The organism is Mesorhizobium sp. M7A.F.Ca.US.005.03.2.1, assembly GCF_003997795.1.
Lineage (GTDB): Bacteria > Pseudomonadota > Alphaproteobacteria > Rhizobiales > Rhizobiaceae > Mesorhizobium > Mesorhizobium ciceri.
The window spans coordinates 1-15,812 of record NZ_RZRP01000049.1; the positions used below are offsets into that span (position 1 = coordinate 1).

At 60.0% G+C, this 15,812-nt stretch carries 17 protein-coding genes; 5 read left to right on the forward strand and 12 right to left on the reverse strand.

The window, feature by feature from the left end:
- From EN991_RS04935 to EN991_RS40275, 5 genes are all read left to right on the forward strand, one after another.
- Nucleotides 1–604: SDR family oxidoreductase (locus tag EN991_RS04935; RefSeq protein ID WP_164768868.1), on the forward strand; the 604-nt coding region annotated here is incomplete at its 5' end.
- Nucleotides 605–644: 40 nt separating this feature from the next.
- Entirely contained in the window at nt 645–1,661 is a 1,017-nt protein-coding gene (pdxA, locus tag EN991_RS04940; RefSeq protein ID WP_064994848.1) for a 4-hydroxythreonine-4-phosphate dehydrogenase PdxA, read from the forward strand.
- Nucleotides 1,645–2,745: a four-carbon acid sugar kinase family protein gene (locus tag EN991_RS04945; protein WP_127368292.1), complete on the forward strand. Its 1,101-nt coding sequence runs from the start codon at nt 1,645–1,647 to the stop codon at nt 2,743–2,745. The genes pdxA and EN991_RS04945 overlap by 17 nt, the downstream gene beginning before the upstream one ends.
- A gap of 180 nt (nt 2,746–2,925) precedes the next feature.
- Nucleotides 2,926–3,516, forward strand: coding sequence for a DJ-1/PfpI family protein (locus EN991_RS40270; protein ID WP_206519158.1), 591 nt, complete (start codon nt 2,926–2,928; stop codon nt 3,514–3,516).
- On the forward strand, nt 3,450–3,881 hold the full coding sequence (locus tag EN991_RS40275) for a helix-turn-helix domain-containing protein (RefSeq protein ID WP_206519160.1): 432 nt from the start codon (nt 3,450–3,452) through the stop codon (nt 3,879–3,881). The genes EN991_RS40270 and EN991_RS40275 overlap by 67 nt, the downstream gene beginning before the upstream one ends.
- A 285-nt stretch (nt 3,882–4,166) precedes the next feature.
- Here EN991_RS40275 and EN991_RS04955 read toward each other — a convergent pair whose 3' ends face one another.
- From EN991_RS04955 to EN991_RS05015, 12 genes are all read right to left on the reverse strand, one after another.
- Nucleotides 4,167–5,120 carry a PleD family two-component system response regulator gene (locus EN991_RS04955; RefSeq protein WP_281039789.1) on the reverse strand — a complete coding sequence of 318 codons (954 nt, stop codon included), beginning with the start codon at nt 5,118–5,120 and terminating at the stop codon, nt 4,167–4,169.
- 64 nt (nt 5,121–5,184) lie between these two features.
- Nucleotides 5,185–6,204: a chemotaxis response regulator protein-glutamate methylesterase gene (locus EN991_RS04960; protein ID WP_064994976.1), complete on the reverse strand. Its 1,020-nt coding sequence runs from the start codon at nt 6,202–6,204 to the stop codon at nt 5,185–5,187.
- 22 nt (nt 6,205–6,226) lie between these two features.
- The gene (locus EN991_RS04965; protein ID WP_064994977.1) at nt 6,227–8,500 is read right to left on the reverse strand and encodes a hybrid sensor histidine kinase/response regulator; all 2,274 of its coding nucleotides are present in this window, start codon (nt 8,498–8,500) and stop codon (nt 6,227–6,229) included.
- Nucleotides 8,497–9,201, reverse strand: coding sequence for a chemotaxis protein CheW (locus EN991_RS04970; RefSeq protein WP_064994978.1), 705 nt, complete (start codon nt 9,199–9,201; stop codon nt 8,497–8,499). Before EN991_RS04970 ends, EN991_RS04965 begins: the two co-directional genes overlap by 4 nt.
- Entirely contained in the window at nt 9,201–10,442 is a 1,242-nt protein-coding gene (locus EN991_RS04975) for a protein-glutamate O-methyltransferase CheR (RefSeq protein ID WP_064994979.1), read from the reverse strand. Before EN991_RS04975 ends, EN991_RS04970 begins: the two co-directional genes overlap by 1 nt.
- Nucleotides 10,439–10,906: a chemotaxis protein CheW gene (locus EN991_RS04980; protein ID WP_064994983.1), complete on the reverse strand. Its 468-nt coding sequence runs from the start codon at nt 10,904–10,906 to the stop codon at nt 10,439–10,441. The genes EN991_RS04975 and EN991_RS04980 overlap by 4 nt, the downstream gene beginning before the upstream one ends.
- Nucleotides 10,907–10,929: 23 nt before the next feature.
- Nucleotides 10,930–12,567 carry a methyl-accepting chemotaxis protein gene (locus EN991_RS04985; RefSeq protein ID WP_027163542.1) on the reverse strand — a complete coding sequence of 546 codons (1,638 nt, stop codon included), beginning with the start codon at nt 12,565–12,567 and terminating at the stop codon, nt 10,930–10,932.
- Nucleotides 12,568–13,084: 517 nt separating this feature from the next.
- Nucleotides 13,085–13,528 (reverse strand): type II toxin-antitoxin system VapC family toxin, encoded by a 444-nt coding sequence (locus tag EN991_RS04995; protein ID WP_013525370.1) that lies wholly within the window; start codon nt 13,526–13,528, stop codon nt 13,085–13,087.
- Nucleotides 13,529–13,530: 2 nt separating this feature from the next.
- Nucleotides 13,531–13,782: a type II toxin-antitoxin system prevent-host-death family antitoxin gene (locus tag EN991_RS05000; RefSeq protein ID WP_024505312.1), complete on the reverse strand. Its 252-nt coding sequence runs from the start codon at nt 13,780–13,782 to the stop codon at nt 13,531–13,533.
- A 119-nt stretch (nt 13,783–13,901) separates the two neighbouring features.
- Nucleotides 13,902–14,255: a hypothetical protein gene (locus EN991_RS05005; RefSeq protein ID WP_127367419.1), complete on the reverse strand. Its 354-nt coding sequence runs from the start codon at nt 14,253–14,255 to the stop codon at nt 13,902–13,904.
- A gap of 155 nt (nt 14,256–14,410) precedes the next feature.
- The gene (locus tag EN991_RS05010) at nt 14,411–15,058 is read right to left on the reverse strand and encodes a helix-turn-helix domain-containing protein (protein ID WP_127368293.1); all 648 of its coding nucleotides are present in this window, start codon (nt 15,056–15,058) and stop codon (nt 14,411–14,413) included.
- 138 nt (nt 15,059–15,196) lie between these two features.
- Nucleotides 15,197–15,643: a pyridoxamine 5'-phosphate oxidase family protein gene (locus EN991_RS05015; protein WP_127368294.1), complete on the reverse strand. Its 447-nt coding sequence runs from the start codon at nt 15,641–15,643 to the stop codon at nt 15,197–15,199.
- Nucleotides 15,644–15,812 lie beyond the last annotated feature (169 nt).

Consider the following 15,812-nt stretch of genomic DNA (forward strand, 5'->3'; position numbering starts at 1 on the left):
CTCCTCGCTTGCGCCCCGTGACCACCTCGTCGCCAAGGCGAGCGTAACCGAGAGCGACTGCCTTGCGCGACTGGCCGGCCAGATCGAGAAGAGGTTTGGCCGGCTGGATATCCTGGTCAATTGCGCCGGCATAACCCGGTTCGTGCAGCATTCGGACCTCGATGGTCTGGACGACGCATTGATCGACCGCATCCTCAGCGTCAACGTGCGCGGTGTCATCGCCGCTACGCGGGCAATGCGACCGCTGCTCGACCGCGCCGCCAGCGGCGTCATCGTCAACATCTCGTCGATTGCGGGCGTAACGGCCATGGGCAGCAACATCGCCTACTGCGCCTCCAAGGCAGCTGTCGACAACCTAACCAAGTCGCTGGCGCGCGCCCTGGCACCGAAAATCAGGGTCGTGTCGGTGTCGCCGGGCGTCGTCGACACCGATTTTATCAAGGGCCGCGACGAGTCCTGGCGAGATGAACAGGTGAACCGGACGCCGCTCGGGCGATTGGGCACCCCCGACGATGTTGCCGAGGCAGTTCTGGCGGTCGCGACCCACCTTCGCTTCGCGACAGGCGTTATCATTCCAGTCGACGGCGGGCGGCCCCTCGCGTGATTCTGTCTTGAACGTCCGCACAGCGCTTGTGGAGACCTGAATGACCGCAACTATAGCCATTACCGTCGGCGATCCGGCCGGTGTCGGACCCGAGATCGCGCTCAAGGCCGCCCGGCATTTCGCGCCACAGCTCGAGACCGGTGTGTTTCGGCTCCGGTTGGTAGGATCGCTGGCGGCGCTTGACGAGACAGCCCGGTCGCTGGTCTTGCCTTTGCGCGCCCTCACGACAGCGGATGAGCCGCTCGGTATCTGGCCGATCGAGGGTTCGGCCGTCGCGATCGGGCAGGTGTCTGCGGAAGCAGGCAGGCAGGCCTACGAAGCCGTGGCCGAGGGTGTGCGGCGTACGATGGCCGGCGAGGCTTCGGCAATCGTCACCGCGCCGCTCAACAAGGAATCGCTTCATCTTGCCGGTCATCGGTTCCCCGGTCACACCGAGTTGCTGGCGGCGCTGACCGGTGCGCGAGACAGCGCAATGATGCTCGCGCACGGTTCTTTCCGCGTCAGCCACGTCACGACCCACATCCCGCTGGAAGATGTGCCGGAGAGGGCGACGGAGCCACGCATGCGCCGGGTTCTCGATCTTACGATCGAAGCCTTGGGGCATGTGGGGATAGCGGCCCCCCGCGTCGCGATTGCGGCGCTCAATCCGCACGCTGGCGAAGGCGGCATTTTCGGAACCCACGACATCCGCATCACCCAGCCGATCATCGCCGACTACAGGGCACGCGGCCACGACGTCCATGGCCCCGTCCCCGGCGACACTGTCTTCGTGAAAATGCGCGGCGGTGCCTATGACGCGGTCGTGGCCATGTATCACGACCAAGGCCATATTCCGGTGAAGCTGCTTGGCTTCCAGATCGACCCGCAGACCGGTGAATGGCTTGGCCTGAGCGGAGTCAACATCACGCTCGGCCTACCGATCGTGCGGACCTCTGTCGACCACGGTACCGCCTTCGACATAGCCGGCCGCGGCATCGCCCGAGAGACCAGCCTCATAGAGGCCATCGACTACGCACTGCTTTTGACCGGAGAGAGGCCGCGTGAGCCAAAATTCTAACGCGCGTAAATCGCCTAAGTCCGATGTTCTGATCGTCGCCGACGACATCACCGGCGCGCTCGATACCGCCGGTTACTTCGCGACGCCCGAAAGACCGGTGAAGGTTTGGTTCGATGTGCCACCGTCGCTTACCGGCTACGATGCTATCGACCTCGATAGCCGAGACTTGGGGGAAGCAGCGGCGTACGAACGGGTCACAGGCGTCTTTGTCAGTCACAAACCTGACGCACGGACCTTCTCATTCAAGAAAATCGACAGCGTCATGCGTGGCCACCCTGTGGCCGAGGCGATAGCGGCTTTCCGCGCCGGACGGTTCAGACGTGCTCTTTTTGCTCCCGCATTCCCCGCCATGGGCCGAGCCACGGTCGATGGCCGGCAACAGGTAAGCTCGTCGCACGGGATAACCCCTGTCGGTCCAGCGCTAGTCGGTGCACTATCGAGCTATGGGGTTCCTGCAGCGATGATCGGCGACGCCTGGAAGCAGGATGGATTTCTTGTCGCCAACGCTTCAAGCGATGCCGAGCTTGCGGCGACCGTCGCTGCCTTCGGAGGGGAGGCCGAGGACCTTTATGTGGGCTCAGGCGGATTGGCTTCCGTGCTCGCGGGAAGGTCGGCTTCCAGCCTCCGGCCACCGGCACTCGATCTCGCCATCTGTGGCACGAACCATCCGGTTGCTTTGCGCCAGGTCGCGGCGGTCCGCGGGCTGGAGACCGTCGTGATGGACGGATCCATTTCCGTACATCCCGCCTCCCCATTTCTGTTGGTCGCGCCGTCCCACGCTGCTGCGGAAGCCCAAGCGCGGCTGGCAATAGAGCAATCGCTCAAGCAACTCGTGGCCAGATTGCCGGCGCCACGTTCAGCGCTGGTAACAGGCGGGTGGACCTTGCGGCTGCTGGCGAGCATCTGCGGGGCCTCCCAAATGCTGTGCGAAGGGCTCTACGAGCCCGGTGTGGCGGTCAGCCGAATAATCTCGGGCGCTTGGAATGGCACTGTCATCGTCTCGAAGTCGGGTGGGTTCGGTAGCGAGGAGCTTTTCGCCAGACTGTTTTTTCCAGCGCGCGAAACTGGTGATTCATCTAGGTAGCAAAGCAGTCTGGCCTGAGCACATGAGCTTCTGGCACGCAACGGCGCGCTACCACGGAGCGATAGAGAAGTTAATTAGCAACCGTCAATAGCTGCACGTCAGGGGTATGCCCCAACGTGACGACATGCCAATGCAAGGGCGATGTAAGTTCCGTAGGCTACCGCCTCCACGATCTACGGCATGTTCGACCTGTTTTCCTCGCCCGGCAGGGATTTCCTGTTCATAACCAGCGGTGCGGCGGGCACGCCGCGCATGCGGCCCTATGTGGTTGCTGGGGACGGCAGCCCGTTTCGCGCTGCAAACGGCATCTGGGTGCGCCCAGATCACAGCCTTGCCGATTGCCCGCCACCCGACATCGTCTGTATTCCAGATTTCTTCGTCAATCCGGGAGAAAGCGTCGCCGGGCAGTATGACGCCGAAGCCGCATGGCTGAAGCGAGCGCATGACGACGGCGCCATGCTGGCCAGCGCTTGTTCGGGCGCGGTGCTGCTCGGCGAGGTCGGGCTGCTCGACAATCGCGATGCCACCATTCACTGGGGCTATGTCGAGACGCTCACGAACAACTATCCCGGCGTTAAGGTGAAGCCGGGCCAGTCGCTTGTGCTGAGCGGCGAGGCGCAACGGGTGGTCATGGCGGGGGGCGGCTCGAGCTGGCAGATCTCGCCCTCTATCTCATCGCGCGCTTCGTCAGCCTCAGGGAGGCGATGGAGGTCGCCAAGGTCTACATGCTGCAGTGGCACGATATGGGCCAGCAGCCCTTCGCCGCGCTGATGCGCTTTCGCCAGACCAGCGACGCGGTGATCAACCGGTGCCAGAGATGGGCGGAACTCAACTACCGGACGCCGTCGCCCGTCGCAGCCATGACCAAGTTGTCAGGCCTGTCCGAGCGCTCCTTCGTGCGCCGCTTCGCCAGGGCCACGGACATGAAGGCTATCGACTACATCCATGCGCTCAGACTCGAGAAGGCAAAGCAGCTGCTGGAGGGGGGCGATCTCCCTGTCGAAGCGGTGGCGAATGAAGTCGGCTATGAGGATGCGAGTTTTTTCGGGCGTCTCTTCCGCCGCCAGGTCGGGGTGACGCCGGCGCAATATCGCATTCGCTTCGGTGCTCTCCGGCGAGCATTGAGCCGCGATTGAATCTCAACCGTCGCGGCGCGATGCCCATATTCCGCTTGGCGCCTCAAGTCAGCCGTTGAGCTGGCCCCAGCGGAATCCCAAAAGCAGAAATTCGAGCGATCAGGCGAACCGGCACGTTCCCACCCAGAACCGGACGCCCAGCGGTCATTAACGATGGGTTCGAGCTCCAGCCGCAAAGTAAGCGAGCTGGTCGGCATAGAGCTTCTTGAAGGCCGGGCGAGCCCAGGCGCGTTCAACGTACGCTCAGAAAGTTCCATCTTAGCCTGAGAAGTGCGTTGAGCTTGTCTAGCTGCGGGACATATGAAGCGCGACACGATTTCGTCCTTCCGATTTGGCACGAAATAGGGCCAAATCGGCGGCATTGACGAAATCATTTGGCGTCTCGTCCGCGGTGGGCACCGCTGTTGCAACGCCGACGCTGATGGTCACACGATCCGGGCCGTGGGGTATGTTCAACTCCCGCACGCCCTGGACGAGCCGCTCTGCGATCGCACTGGATTGTTCCAGTAAAGTGTCGACCAGCACGACCACGAACTCTTCGCCTCCGTACCTCGCAGCGAGGTCGGTGGAGCGGCCGGAACCGCTCTGGATCACGCGGGCGATTTGCTTGAGCACCTCATCGCCGGCCATATGGCCATAGGTATCGTTGTATCGTTTGAAGTTGTCGGCATCGATCATCAACAGCGACAATGGGGACTGTGCGCGAAAAGCGCGCTTCCATTCGGCCGCCAGATATTCATCAAAATAGCGCCTGTTGCCGAGGCCCGTCAGGCCATCGATCCGCGTCAGACGTTCAAGCTCGAGATTTGCACTGATCAGCTGTCGCTGGCTTTCCCTTAGCGCTCGGTATGCCGCGTCTCGCTGGACGTGATCCAGATAAGCCCGCGTGTGATATCGAATACGTGCAATCAGCTCGATACGATCCGGCAGTTTGACGAGATAGTCGTTCGCTCCCGCAGCAAAGGCTTCGCCCTTGGTGGCTGGATCTTCCTTGCTCGACAGCACAATGACTGGGACCGCGCGTGTCGACGCATGCTTCCTGTATTCTCGCACCAGATGCAGCCCATCGACGCCGGGCATGACGAGATCCTGCAGGATAACGGTTGGCTTTACCTCATCCGCGACTGTCATTGCTCTCAACGGGTCGGTGCAGAAGTGTAGGGAAATATCGGGTTCGTTGGCTAGAGCGCGCCTGACCGCCTCGCAAACCATGATCTGATCATCGATGAGCAGAACCATGGATGAATAGTTGTCTGTGAGTGGCGGGACCAGCTCTGGTTCTTGCGTCATCGGACGAGCCTTTTCACGTGGAGCGCTCGCAGGCTTCGATTATACGTGAGCCGATCGCACTCAAAGGAAGAATATCAACAGCCGCGCCGATTTCGGCGGCGGCCTTCGGCATGCCATAGACTGCACTGGTTGCTCGATCCTGGGCGATCGTGAGATGCCCTTTGTCGCGGAGCTGTCTTAGCCCGCGCGCACCATCCCTGCCCATGCCTGTGAGCAGGACACCAATCACAGAGCCAGGCCACCATTGCGCCGCACTTCCGAAGAACACATCAACGGACGGCCGATAAACATTGTCCTTGGGGCTGGGCGTATAGCCAAGTTGTTGAGCTGACTTGAAAACCAGATGATCCGCAGAACTGGCTACGAGAACAGTGCCCGCTTGAGGACTATCCTTTTCCCGCGCCGGACGGATCGGGAGAGGCGTATGCTGTCCCAGCCAATCAGTAAGCCCCGGCACGAACTGAGCATCGAGATGCTGGACGAGCACGATCGCGCCGTCAAAATCAACGGGAAACGCACTCAGGACTGCGGCAACGGCGGCCGGCCCGCCCGCGGAGGCGCCGATTGCAATTAAGCGTCGAGGTGTCGGCTCAGCGTCACGTGACATCCGCCTTTTTGTCTTGGCCGGCGCATCACCGATCAGCTTGCCGATCGTCGCAATCTTGTTCGTTAGAAGCCGTGCGGATTGCGAGGACGCATTACCTTCGATGCCTACTGACGGAATATCGACCGCGTCCAGCGCGCCATGGCCCATTGCTTCGTAGACACCGGCGAGGTTGGCTTCGATACTGGCGGTCACCAGCAAGATTGAGCACGGGGTTTCCGCCATGATTCTGCGCGTCGCTTCCACGCCGTCCATCTCTGGCATCGCTAGATCCATGAGTATCAGATCCGGCAGATCACGTCTGCAGACCTCGACCGCCTCACGCCCATTGGTCGCGATCCATGCGACCTGATGTTCGCCGGTCGACAAGACCAGCCGGCGCAGAAGCTCAACCGCCATCGGCATGTCGTTGACTACGCCGATTCTCATTCGTTGGCTTCCAATTTCGATCTCATTCAGTCGCCTCGCCAATCATGTCCACGACCGCATGGATCAGCGCCTCGTCCTGAAAGGTACTCTTGGTCAGATAATAGTCCGCACCGGCGTCAAGCCCGCGCGAGCGATCTTCTTCCCGATCCTTGTATGAAACGATCATTATGGGTGTGTTCTTGAGATGGGCGTCCTTTCTGATCAAGCTCACCAACTCGATGCCATCCATGCGCGGCATATCTATGTCAGTGACGACGAGATCGAAAGGACCAGACCGGACGGCATTCCACCCGTCCATACCGTCGACCGCCACTTCGACATCATAACCGTGATTGCCCAACATCTTGCGCTGGAGTTCGCGGACCGTGAGTGAATCGTCAATCACGAGCACGCGCTTGCGTCTGCTCGGTTCGGGACCGCCCGCAGCGCGCCGAAGAGCCCTAAATCCGCTAGACGATGCAAGCTTTTCCACCGATCGGATCAGATCATCGACGTCGAAGATCAGAACTGGCGAACCGTCTTCCATCAGGGCCGCTGCGCTGATGTCCTTGATCTTGGCAAACCGTGGATCGAGAGGTCTGATCACCAGCTCGCGTTCCCCGAGAAAACGGTCAACGATCAGGCCGTACGCATCGCCCCGACCTGCATCCACGACGACGACCGAGAGTTCGTCCGGTTCCGATCCGGACTCTCCTCGATCCAGCACTTCGCGCGCGGTCACCAGCCCGATCTGTCGATCGTTCAAGCGAAAATGCGGTCGGCCCTGCAGCAGGTTGATCTGCATCCGCTGCAATCTCATTGTCTTGGAGATGGCGGCGAGTGGAAACGCATAGGGCTCCCCATCGACTTCGACGAGTAGTGTGCGCAGGACTGACAACGTCAGCGGCAGCTGCAGTTGAAACCGGGTTCCACGACCAAATTCCGAGGAAACGCTCGTGATTCCGCGGACCTCTTTCGTCATCGCCTGCACCGCATCGAGGCCCACACCACGGCCGGACACGTCGGTAAGGCCCGCTTTCATCGAAAAGCCTGGCAGAAACAGGAATGCGAGCAATTCGGTTTCGCTGAGTGTGTCAGCACTTTCCCTGGTCGCAAGCTGTCGGGCGATGACAGCCTCGCGCAGCTTCGAGAGCTCGATCCCCCTGCCGTCGTCCACCACGGCTATCTGCAGCAGCCCGGCATTGTGCCTCGCTTCGAGCCTGATCAGCCCCTCTTCGGGTTTCCCCATCGCGAGGCGCTCCTCAGGCGGTTCAAGCCCATGGTCTACAGCGTTGCGCAAAAGATGCCCCAAGGGGGCATCGAGCTGCTCGAGGATATCGCGGTCGATGCCGGTCGAGCCGCCTACGATCTCCAGTCGCGCCCGCTTGCCAAGGGTACGACCGAGGTCGCGGACCGTTCTTGCGTAGTGTCTCACGCCGTCCTCGAAAGGCCGCATCCGGCTCGCCAACGTTTCGTCGTACAATCTGTTGGCAAGATCGGTCGCTTTCCGATCCACTGAATCCAATTCATCGAGACGCTCCGCCAGGAACGCTTGGCTCAACCGAAGCTTTCGCTGCGCTTCAGCCAGCGCCTCCACCACCGGCGCATCATTTGAAACCGGCGGCAGCACTGCATGAAGATTGTCGAACGCACTTGCGAGGTCCGATTGAAGTCGCTTCAGCCTTAGCAGCCCGTCAGCGAATGGCCTGAGCCGCCGAGCTTCCATCAGCGACTCGCCAGCCAACCCGAGCAATCGGTTCAGGCTGTCTGCCGTCACCCGAACCATTCTATCAGAGCCGATGCTGCCGTGGGCTTGCGGTACCGCCCCAACGAGGAGATTCGCTGAAGAGGTCGACGCCAGTTGCTCCTGGGCATGATCTGGAGTTGCGAAATCAGCTGCAAAATCTTGGGCCCCGGGCTTCGCCTCGGGGGGCGACAATTCCTCAAACTTCGCGAGAAAGCTTTCGATTTCTGAGTTGGCGCGCTCGCTCGATGATCCCGATGCGATCAATTTCAAAAGGTCACAGCCTTGCAGGAGCGCATCTATATGCTCCCGTCCCACTCTCAGATGCCCACGTTGCGCGGCGACCAGGCAATCTTCCATCGCATTTGCAACTTTGACCGCGGGCATCAGGTCGATGATGCGGGCAGCTCCCTTCAGGGAATGTGCGGCACGCATGCATGCTTCCAAGGCATCGGCGGCGACAGGATTGCGTTCCAGTGCCAGAAGCCCAGACGTTAGTGCCTGCGACTGCGTCTCCAGTTCGGCCTGGAAGAGGCTGAGCATCGAGACCTGGCTGAAGTCCTCATCTGTCATGCCATGCTCCGATCCAGCATCGTGAGCAGTTGTCCTGGGTCGAGACAACCAACGGCCCGTCCCTGCCAGGGCAGAACGGCAACAGTAGCCGCAGACAGCGCCTTGTCGATCGTGGCTGGCACAGCGAGAGTGTCGCGTGCCCGATAGCGATGTAAGCCGTGGATCTCATCAACCGTAAAGGCAACCCGCTTGTCGCGCTCGCCCACAACAACCAGGCGGCGAAATACCTTGGTTCGCGTGCTTTGCTCCCCCTCCTTGCGCTCGTCTATCCCGAGCAATTCAGCCAGGGACAGGCAAACGAGCAATTCACCACGGACATTCGCAATACCGAGCAGTGCACGGTTTCTGCGATGTGGAAGTGAATGAACGCGACGAGATTCAGCCACTTCATGAAAAATACCGACCGGAAGTGCCATCCATTCTTCCCCCAAACGGAAGAGAACAGCCGTCTGCAGCGCCTCGCCGTCGGCCGGATCGATCCCTGCTCGACCAGCGTTACCAGGCCATTCGTCGCGATATACCGAGGGAGCCGCACGGTCGAGGAGGTGTCGTGCAATCTTCTTATAGGTCGGGCAATTCCGGCAGTGGAGATGCTGCTCCAGCAGCGGACATGACTTGTCACCCCGTACGCCTATTTGCCGCCAGCAGTCGTCGATTTCAATCTGCTCCAACGGCTGAGCGATCCCTGTCGAAGCCGCCATCAGCTGCCGCTCCTTTTCTGGACCCGGCCTAGCCGGCCAGCCAGGGCCTCGGCGCCGTTATGGTCGCCTTGCTTGCGAAGCAGCAAAGCCAGATGGATGAGAGCTTCTCGATGATTTGGCGCGAGATAGAGCGCCTTGCGATAGCTTTGCGCGGCTTGGGGTGCTGCGCCATCCGCATCCTGGACGAGGCCCAGCAAGTAGAAGATTTGCGCGGAAGGACCAAATTCCTTGAGATGCGCCAGGGCGACCTCCTGTGCCTCCTTTACCCGTCCTGCATTGGCGATCCGTTCAACCGCGATGAGGCTTTCCGAGGCCTGTGCAAGCGGCTTGGCCGGCGCCTGTCCACGGGCTTCATTGCCAATTGTCGGTCGGGGCCGAAGAAGAGGCTTGCTCTTGTTGACCTTCGGGGTTGGCGTCGGCACCGGGATGGCGGCCGAAACTGTCGGCGCCGTGGTCTTGACGGGCTCCGATTTCAGGAAGGCAAAGGCCAATGGCCATTCAGCGGAAATAAAGCCATGCAACCTTGGAAGAGCTGCTTCCGCCGGACCGACCAGGAGGAGTCCGTCTTTGGCCAGTAGGTCCTTCAGGCAGATCAACGCGCGATCCTGCAGCTCTCGATTGAAATAGATCAGCAGATTGCGGAAAAGCACGATGTCATAGACTTCTTGCCTGAAAGACGCGCGAGAGCCGAACAGGTTTCCTACCCTGAACCGAACCTGTTTCAGCACCGCAGCTGTAGGACGCAACCCGCTCTCGGCCGCTTCGAAATAGCGATCCTTGAATTCGAGATGGCTGCCGCGAAACGAATTGCGCCCATAGATCGCGCGTTCAGCCGTCGCGATATTGCGGCTGCTGACGTCCACACCATCGATCTTGAACTCGTGCGCCTCAAAGCTGGCATCGAACATGGCCATGGCGACCGAGTAAGCCTCTTCGCCGGTTGAACATGGCAGGCTCAGGACTTTAATCGGCTGAGCACGCTTGTGCACGCGCGCGTGCCGCGCCAGCATCGTGAACGCTTCTCGGTCGCGAAAGAACCAGGTCTCCGGGATCACCACCGCATTGATCAACTCCTGCAACTCCTGTGAGGAACCGGTCAAGTGTTCCTTATAGGTCTGAGGGTTGGTTATCCGGCATGCTGCCATCCGATCTCTGACCGCCTGACGGACCACTGTCGGACCAACGCTGGCACTGTCCAGTCCGATGGTTTCCGTCAGGAGCTTTTCAATTGCGCCGGTCATTGATCACCCATTGCTGACTGGCGGAGCAATGCGGTACGTATCTCTTCCGAAAGCAGCGATGCCACTTTGACCCGCTGAATGATCTCCGAACCATCGGAAGCCACCGGCCCAAGATAGGGCGGGGTTCCTGGTTCAAGTCCGAACGGCGCGAAGTCGGCAGGGTCTCGCTCAAGCGTATCCGTCACCCGTTCCGCGATCAGTCCCAGCAGGCGCTGCTCGCCATCATGCGCGTGATAGCGCGTCACAACGATCCGGGTGCTCAATAAGCGCTCCGACGGCCGGCCAAGCGCAAGAAGAGTAACATCGATCAGCGGGATGGGTATTCCGTTGTAGCTGACCAGACCCACCACACCGGTTGGCGCACCCGGCAGGACCTTCACATCGAGACGAGGCAGCACCTCTTCAATTTGGTGGACATCGATCAAGTAGCGATCCGGACCCATGCTGAAGGCGAGAAATAGCATTGTCACCCCCTACTGCCGGCTCGCTACGCTCTCAGCTTGAACCTCGAAATGCTACTTCGCATGCCGCCTGAGACTTGATTGAGCTCGTCGATCGCGAGCGTCGATTGCTGAAGGGATTCGACTGTTTGCTGAGCTGCCTCACTCAGCTGCGTTAGCGTGTCGCTGATCTGCCCCGCGCCGGTCGCCTGCGCTTGCATGCCTTCATTGGCGACTTCGAAACGTGGCACCAGCCCCTGAACCTGCTGAATGATCTCGAAGAGTTGCCCGCCGACCTGCTGGATTTCCTGCATACCCCGGCGGACCTGCTCGGAAAACTTGTCCATGCCCATCACCCCGGCCGCGACTGCCGACTGGATGTCCTTGACCATCTGCTCGATATCGTATGTGGAGACAGCTGTCTGGTCCGCGAGCCTTCGGATTTCCGTCGCCACCACTGCAAAGCCCCGGCCATATTGGCCGGCCTTCTCAGCCTCTATGGAAGCGTTGAGCGACAAAAGGTTCGTCTGATCGGCCACTTTGGTGATGGTCGTCACCACCTGATTGATGCTGCCGGCTTTCTCGCTCAGGATCGCGAGTTTGGAATTGATCGCGCCGGCCGCTTCCATGACCTGCTGCATGGTTTCTTCCATACGGGTTAGCCCCGCTTGCCCTCCGCCGGCGACGGCAGCAGTTTGCTCGGCAACTGTCGAGACCTCGTTCATCGTGCGGACGAGCTCGTTTGACGTGGCGGAGATCTCCTTGGCTGTCGCGCGGATTTCTGTTGTGGTCGCTGCGATTTCAGTCGCAGTTGCCTGCTGTTGCTTGGAGGTGGCGGCGATCTCAGTTATCGATGTGCCGACCTGTATGCTGGACCTTTGAACCTGACCAATGAGGGTTGTGAGATCGTCCGCCATTGCGTTGAAGCCGTCGGCAAGCACGCTGAATTCGTCTCGGCGCCTCAGATCGAGGCGTTCGCTGAAGTCGCCTTGCCGCATCAATTGAACCGCGTTGACCAAACGAGTGAGCGGACCTGTAATGGCGCGAAACAGCTGGTAACCCAAAAGAAGGGCTAGTCCGAGGGCTATCAACAAGCCAACGCTCAAACCGACTTCGGCCGTTCTAACGATCGAGCTGATCCGCTGCGTCGCGCTGTTTGCCTCGCCTCTGTGATCCTCAACCATGGCCTGCAGAGCGGACTGCAACTTTACAAAGATCGGCTCTACGGTGTTCTTGATGGCCAGGCTTTCATTGGGAGTTTCACCTTTCGACAAGGCAGCCCGGCTTGTGTCCAGCACAGCAGTTTCAGCCAGACGAAATTGGTTGGCGAGTTCTTTGACGACTGCATAATTCTGCTTGTCGATGTCGGAGACGATTGTTGCTTCATAGTCGCCCATCGACCGCTGCACTTGGTCGCGATTGGTCGTGATCGCGCTTTCAAGCGTGCTTCTATCCGATGGGTTGTCCTGAAGGGCATATTCCTGAAGCAGACTATGGGCCGTCATCTGGCCCATCATGATCGCGGTGCTGTGATAGAGGTCTGGAAGGATGCCCTTCTCGACCTCAGTCGCCTCCTGCCCCGCCTGAAGAAACCAGGCGTACGCGATGACGGCGATCACGGACATGACCACCAGAACGGCAGCGAAACTGACGAGGATGCGGTGGCGTATTGTCAGACTCTTCATGGATCCGATTCACCAATGGGGGCATCGTGGGCTGCGCGACAAGCGCTCGTTCCGACGTGTTCGAAAAAGGTGCGTCGAAAAGCGGTAGTCTGACGCTGAATGGTTTCTTTTCCGTTCCATCACTAATGATGGCGATGCCGCTCGCCAGAAGTGACGGTCGAGGACACGTCTTCCGTCGGCGCACATCAGCCCGACATCCGCTGGGCGGCACGCCCGCGTCAAGGTGGGTGGATGACTGATTGTTACCGTCTCGTTGGACGTCGATGAGAAAGGTATTCAATGACGATGAAGCTCTCACCTCACGTCCAAGGCCCTGTCAGCGTTGGGCCTTTGAAGCAAACAACCTGGACAGCCCATAGGCAACAAGGCCTATGAACCTTGAAGGGGCACAAATATACGCTGGCCGCTGGTCGATCCAGGAAGTCCGGTGCACCGCCATCAGACTCGCCCAGCGTCGCATAACCCCGCCTACGTCATCGCATGGTCATGCTGGAGGCGCCCATCGGTCGCCGTCCGCCTATTCTGGAAGCCCGATGAACGGATTCTGATGCCGAATGCCGAGCGGCCTGAAATCCTTCTCGTTGTCCGTGAGCACGATCAGATCGTGTTGCATGCCTGTTGCAGCAATAGCGATGTCCTCGAAACCAGGTGAGATGCCAGCGGCCCGAGCGACTGTCATGAGTTGCCCAGTTATTGTTGCCGTTTCGAGGTCAAGAGGGAGGATGCGGCTACTGTAGTAGTGACGGATTTCTCCCCACCATTCAGCGAGCGCGCCCGCCTTCTTGGTGGCACCGGTTCGCTTGGCGTTCGCGATGCCGTCCTCGATCTCGGCCAAGGTGATTACGGAGAGCCAAAGGTCGGACGATCGCTCGACTATCCAGGCCGCTAGTTTCTCATCGGAGGGCGTCCTGCGTTTTGAAGGGGCAAGCAAGCTGACGACATTCGTGTCCAAAAGGTACAATGTCAGAACGCCGGATCGCGCAGAGCCCGTGCGGGCTTTCGGCTTCGCGCTGGCAGGTCAGCTTCCTCCAGGGGCGAGTTTGTGAGCAGCCAACCCAGCGACGGCACACGGGAAAGGCGTTCGTATTCCGAATAGCTGATTACGACAGCCTCTCTTTTGCCGTGACGGGTGACGACCGTCGGTGTGCCCGCAACCGCTTCGTCGACCACATGTGAGAACGTAGCCTTGACGTCTTTGAGCTGAATCTCTTTCATCATGATTGCTCCCGTGACTAAAGTGGTCATATAAATTATGGAGCGAGTTTTGGCAAGGAGTCAGGACGGATCGGTGCGCCTCCGGCGCTCGATCTGCCGCCAGTTGGCAGGCTGACATCTCACATCAGGGCTAATCCCGAAAACCGCGTCTTCCCCGTTGATCTGGAAAGTACGGCGATCGACCCCGACACAATCGCGATTAGCCAGCAACACGCAGCAGCCGACACCGCCGACGGCAGATAGAGCCTGTCAAGACTGGACTGGGCGGCAGCGAGCAGCGGCTCGACCTTCTGCCCGGCGACGCTCAATTCGATGTCGGTTAGCCGCCGGGGTGATTTCTGGCCTGCAGGAACCAGCCTGTGCAACGAGGCCGAGCGCCGCCACGAATCGACCAGCGCCGATTTTTCAGCGGCATCCGACGTGATCGATGCTTGAACACGGTCTGCACGCAATGTGGCCATGTGCCGGTCCATGCCTTCCTCCCGAAGCCTGAACGCCGATAGACTTGCCGCTGTTTCCTCAATCTTCCAGCGGCATAACAGATGTCCTCCGCGCTGCTATCTTGCTCTTGTTGCCCCGCTGTCAAATGGTCTGAAGTGCTTGTACCATCCAGGAGTCGGAGCGCAGCTCATTCGCTCATCGCATGAAGCGCATCATGCCTGACGATTTCGATGCTGCGCAGGCTGAGCAGGCGGATGACGCCCTTGTCCTTCAGCCGGGTGAAGATCCGCGATACCGTCTCGATGGTGAGGCCAAGATAATCGCCGATATCCATGCGCGACATCGGAAGTTCGACCTGCCGCAATCCGCCCTGGCGCTCCGACAGGTCGACCAGGAACGCGGCGACGCGTTCGATGGCGCTCTGGCGACCGAGGACCAGCAGGTGTTCCTGCGCTCTGGTCAACCCCTTCAGCGCCAGAGGCAGCAACTGATGGGACATATCCGCTCCAGCTGTGGGGCGGAAGACGCGGACACCGGTGGAATTGACCGCTTCAGCAAAGAAATGGTGCGTCGTGTCGGCTTCGAAGCCGAATGTCTCTCCGGCGAGATGAAAGGCACTGATCTGCCGGCGGCCGTCAGCAAGCAGGCGGTAGACGCGGACGGCGCCGAACTCCACCTGGTAGAAGCCTCCGGCCTTCTCGCCCTGGGCGTAGATTTCCGCGCCTGCGGGATAGAAGCTGAGTGGTTGCAGCAGTGCGGGCTCAAAAGCCTCCGGCAGGTTGGGCTGGGCAGACCGTGACGGCAGCGAAATTCTGGAGGAGGTGTACGCGTGCATGGCTGTTTTCCCGGTTTATCCGTGACACAGCAATCGCGCGAATCCGCGGGTCGCGAAATTCGGTTATGTCCCTACGGGAAACTACCTAGAGCCGCTCCTCCTGAATCGGTCCAGCGCTGGTCGCCACAGTGAAGAAAGCTATTCACTTGCTTCACGGCCCGTCACCTGTTGGATCATGATACGGAAGAAAACGTGGGGTGCGCTGTCCGACACCGGAGGCATGACTGGCTTGAGGGCGCCGGGCTCCCACCAAGCGGCATGCTTGCTCAATATCGACCATGCATGGTCACGCTCGAGCTTGTGGCCAATCCGGTCCGGCAGTTCCTCATAACGGCCGTCGACGACGACGCTTCTCCAGCCTCGGCCCTGGCCGCGTTCACCCACCTGGACGGACACCAGGGGATTGGCACGCATCCAGTCGATCTTCTTGCCGGGCATGGAAAACGCGTAGAGATGATTGTCGGCGTGCGCATAGTGCACCGGCACCACGTAGGGCTGCCCATCCTTCGCGCATGCCAGATGACCGACACGGTTGGCGGTCAGCAATTTCGTGCATTCCAAGGCGGATAATGTGCGGATCAGCATGTGAGATCTCCTGAGTCTATTGGTCGTCCAACAGACTGTTGGCCCAGCCGCCGGAGCTGTCATTGATCGCAATCAAGGCAGGCTTGCCGCTCGTCCGCAGCGGCATAGGCGGCAATTTCGTAAATGATTTAAATCAAGGCGCTGCTTGCCGCTTCCCCAGATCATGGGG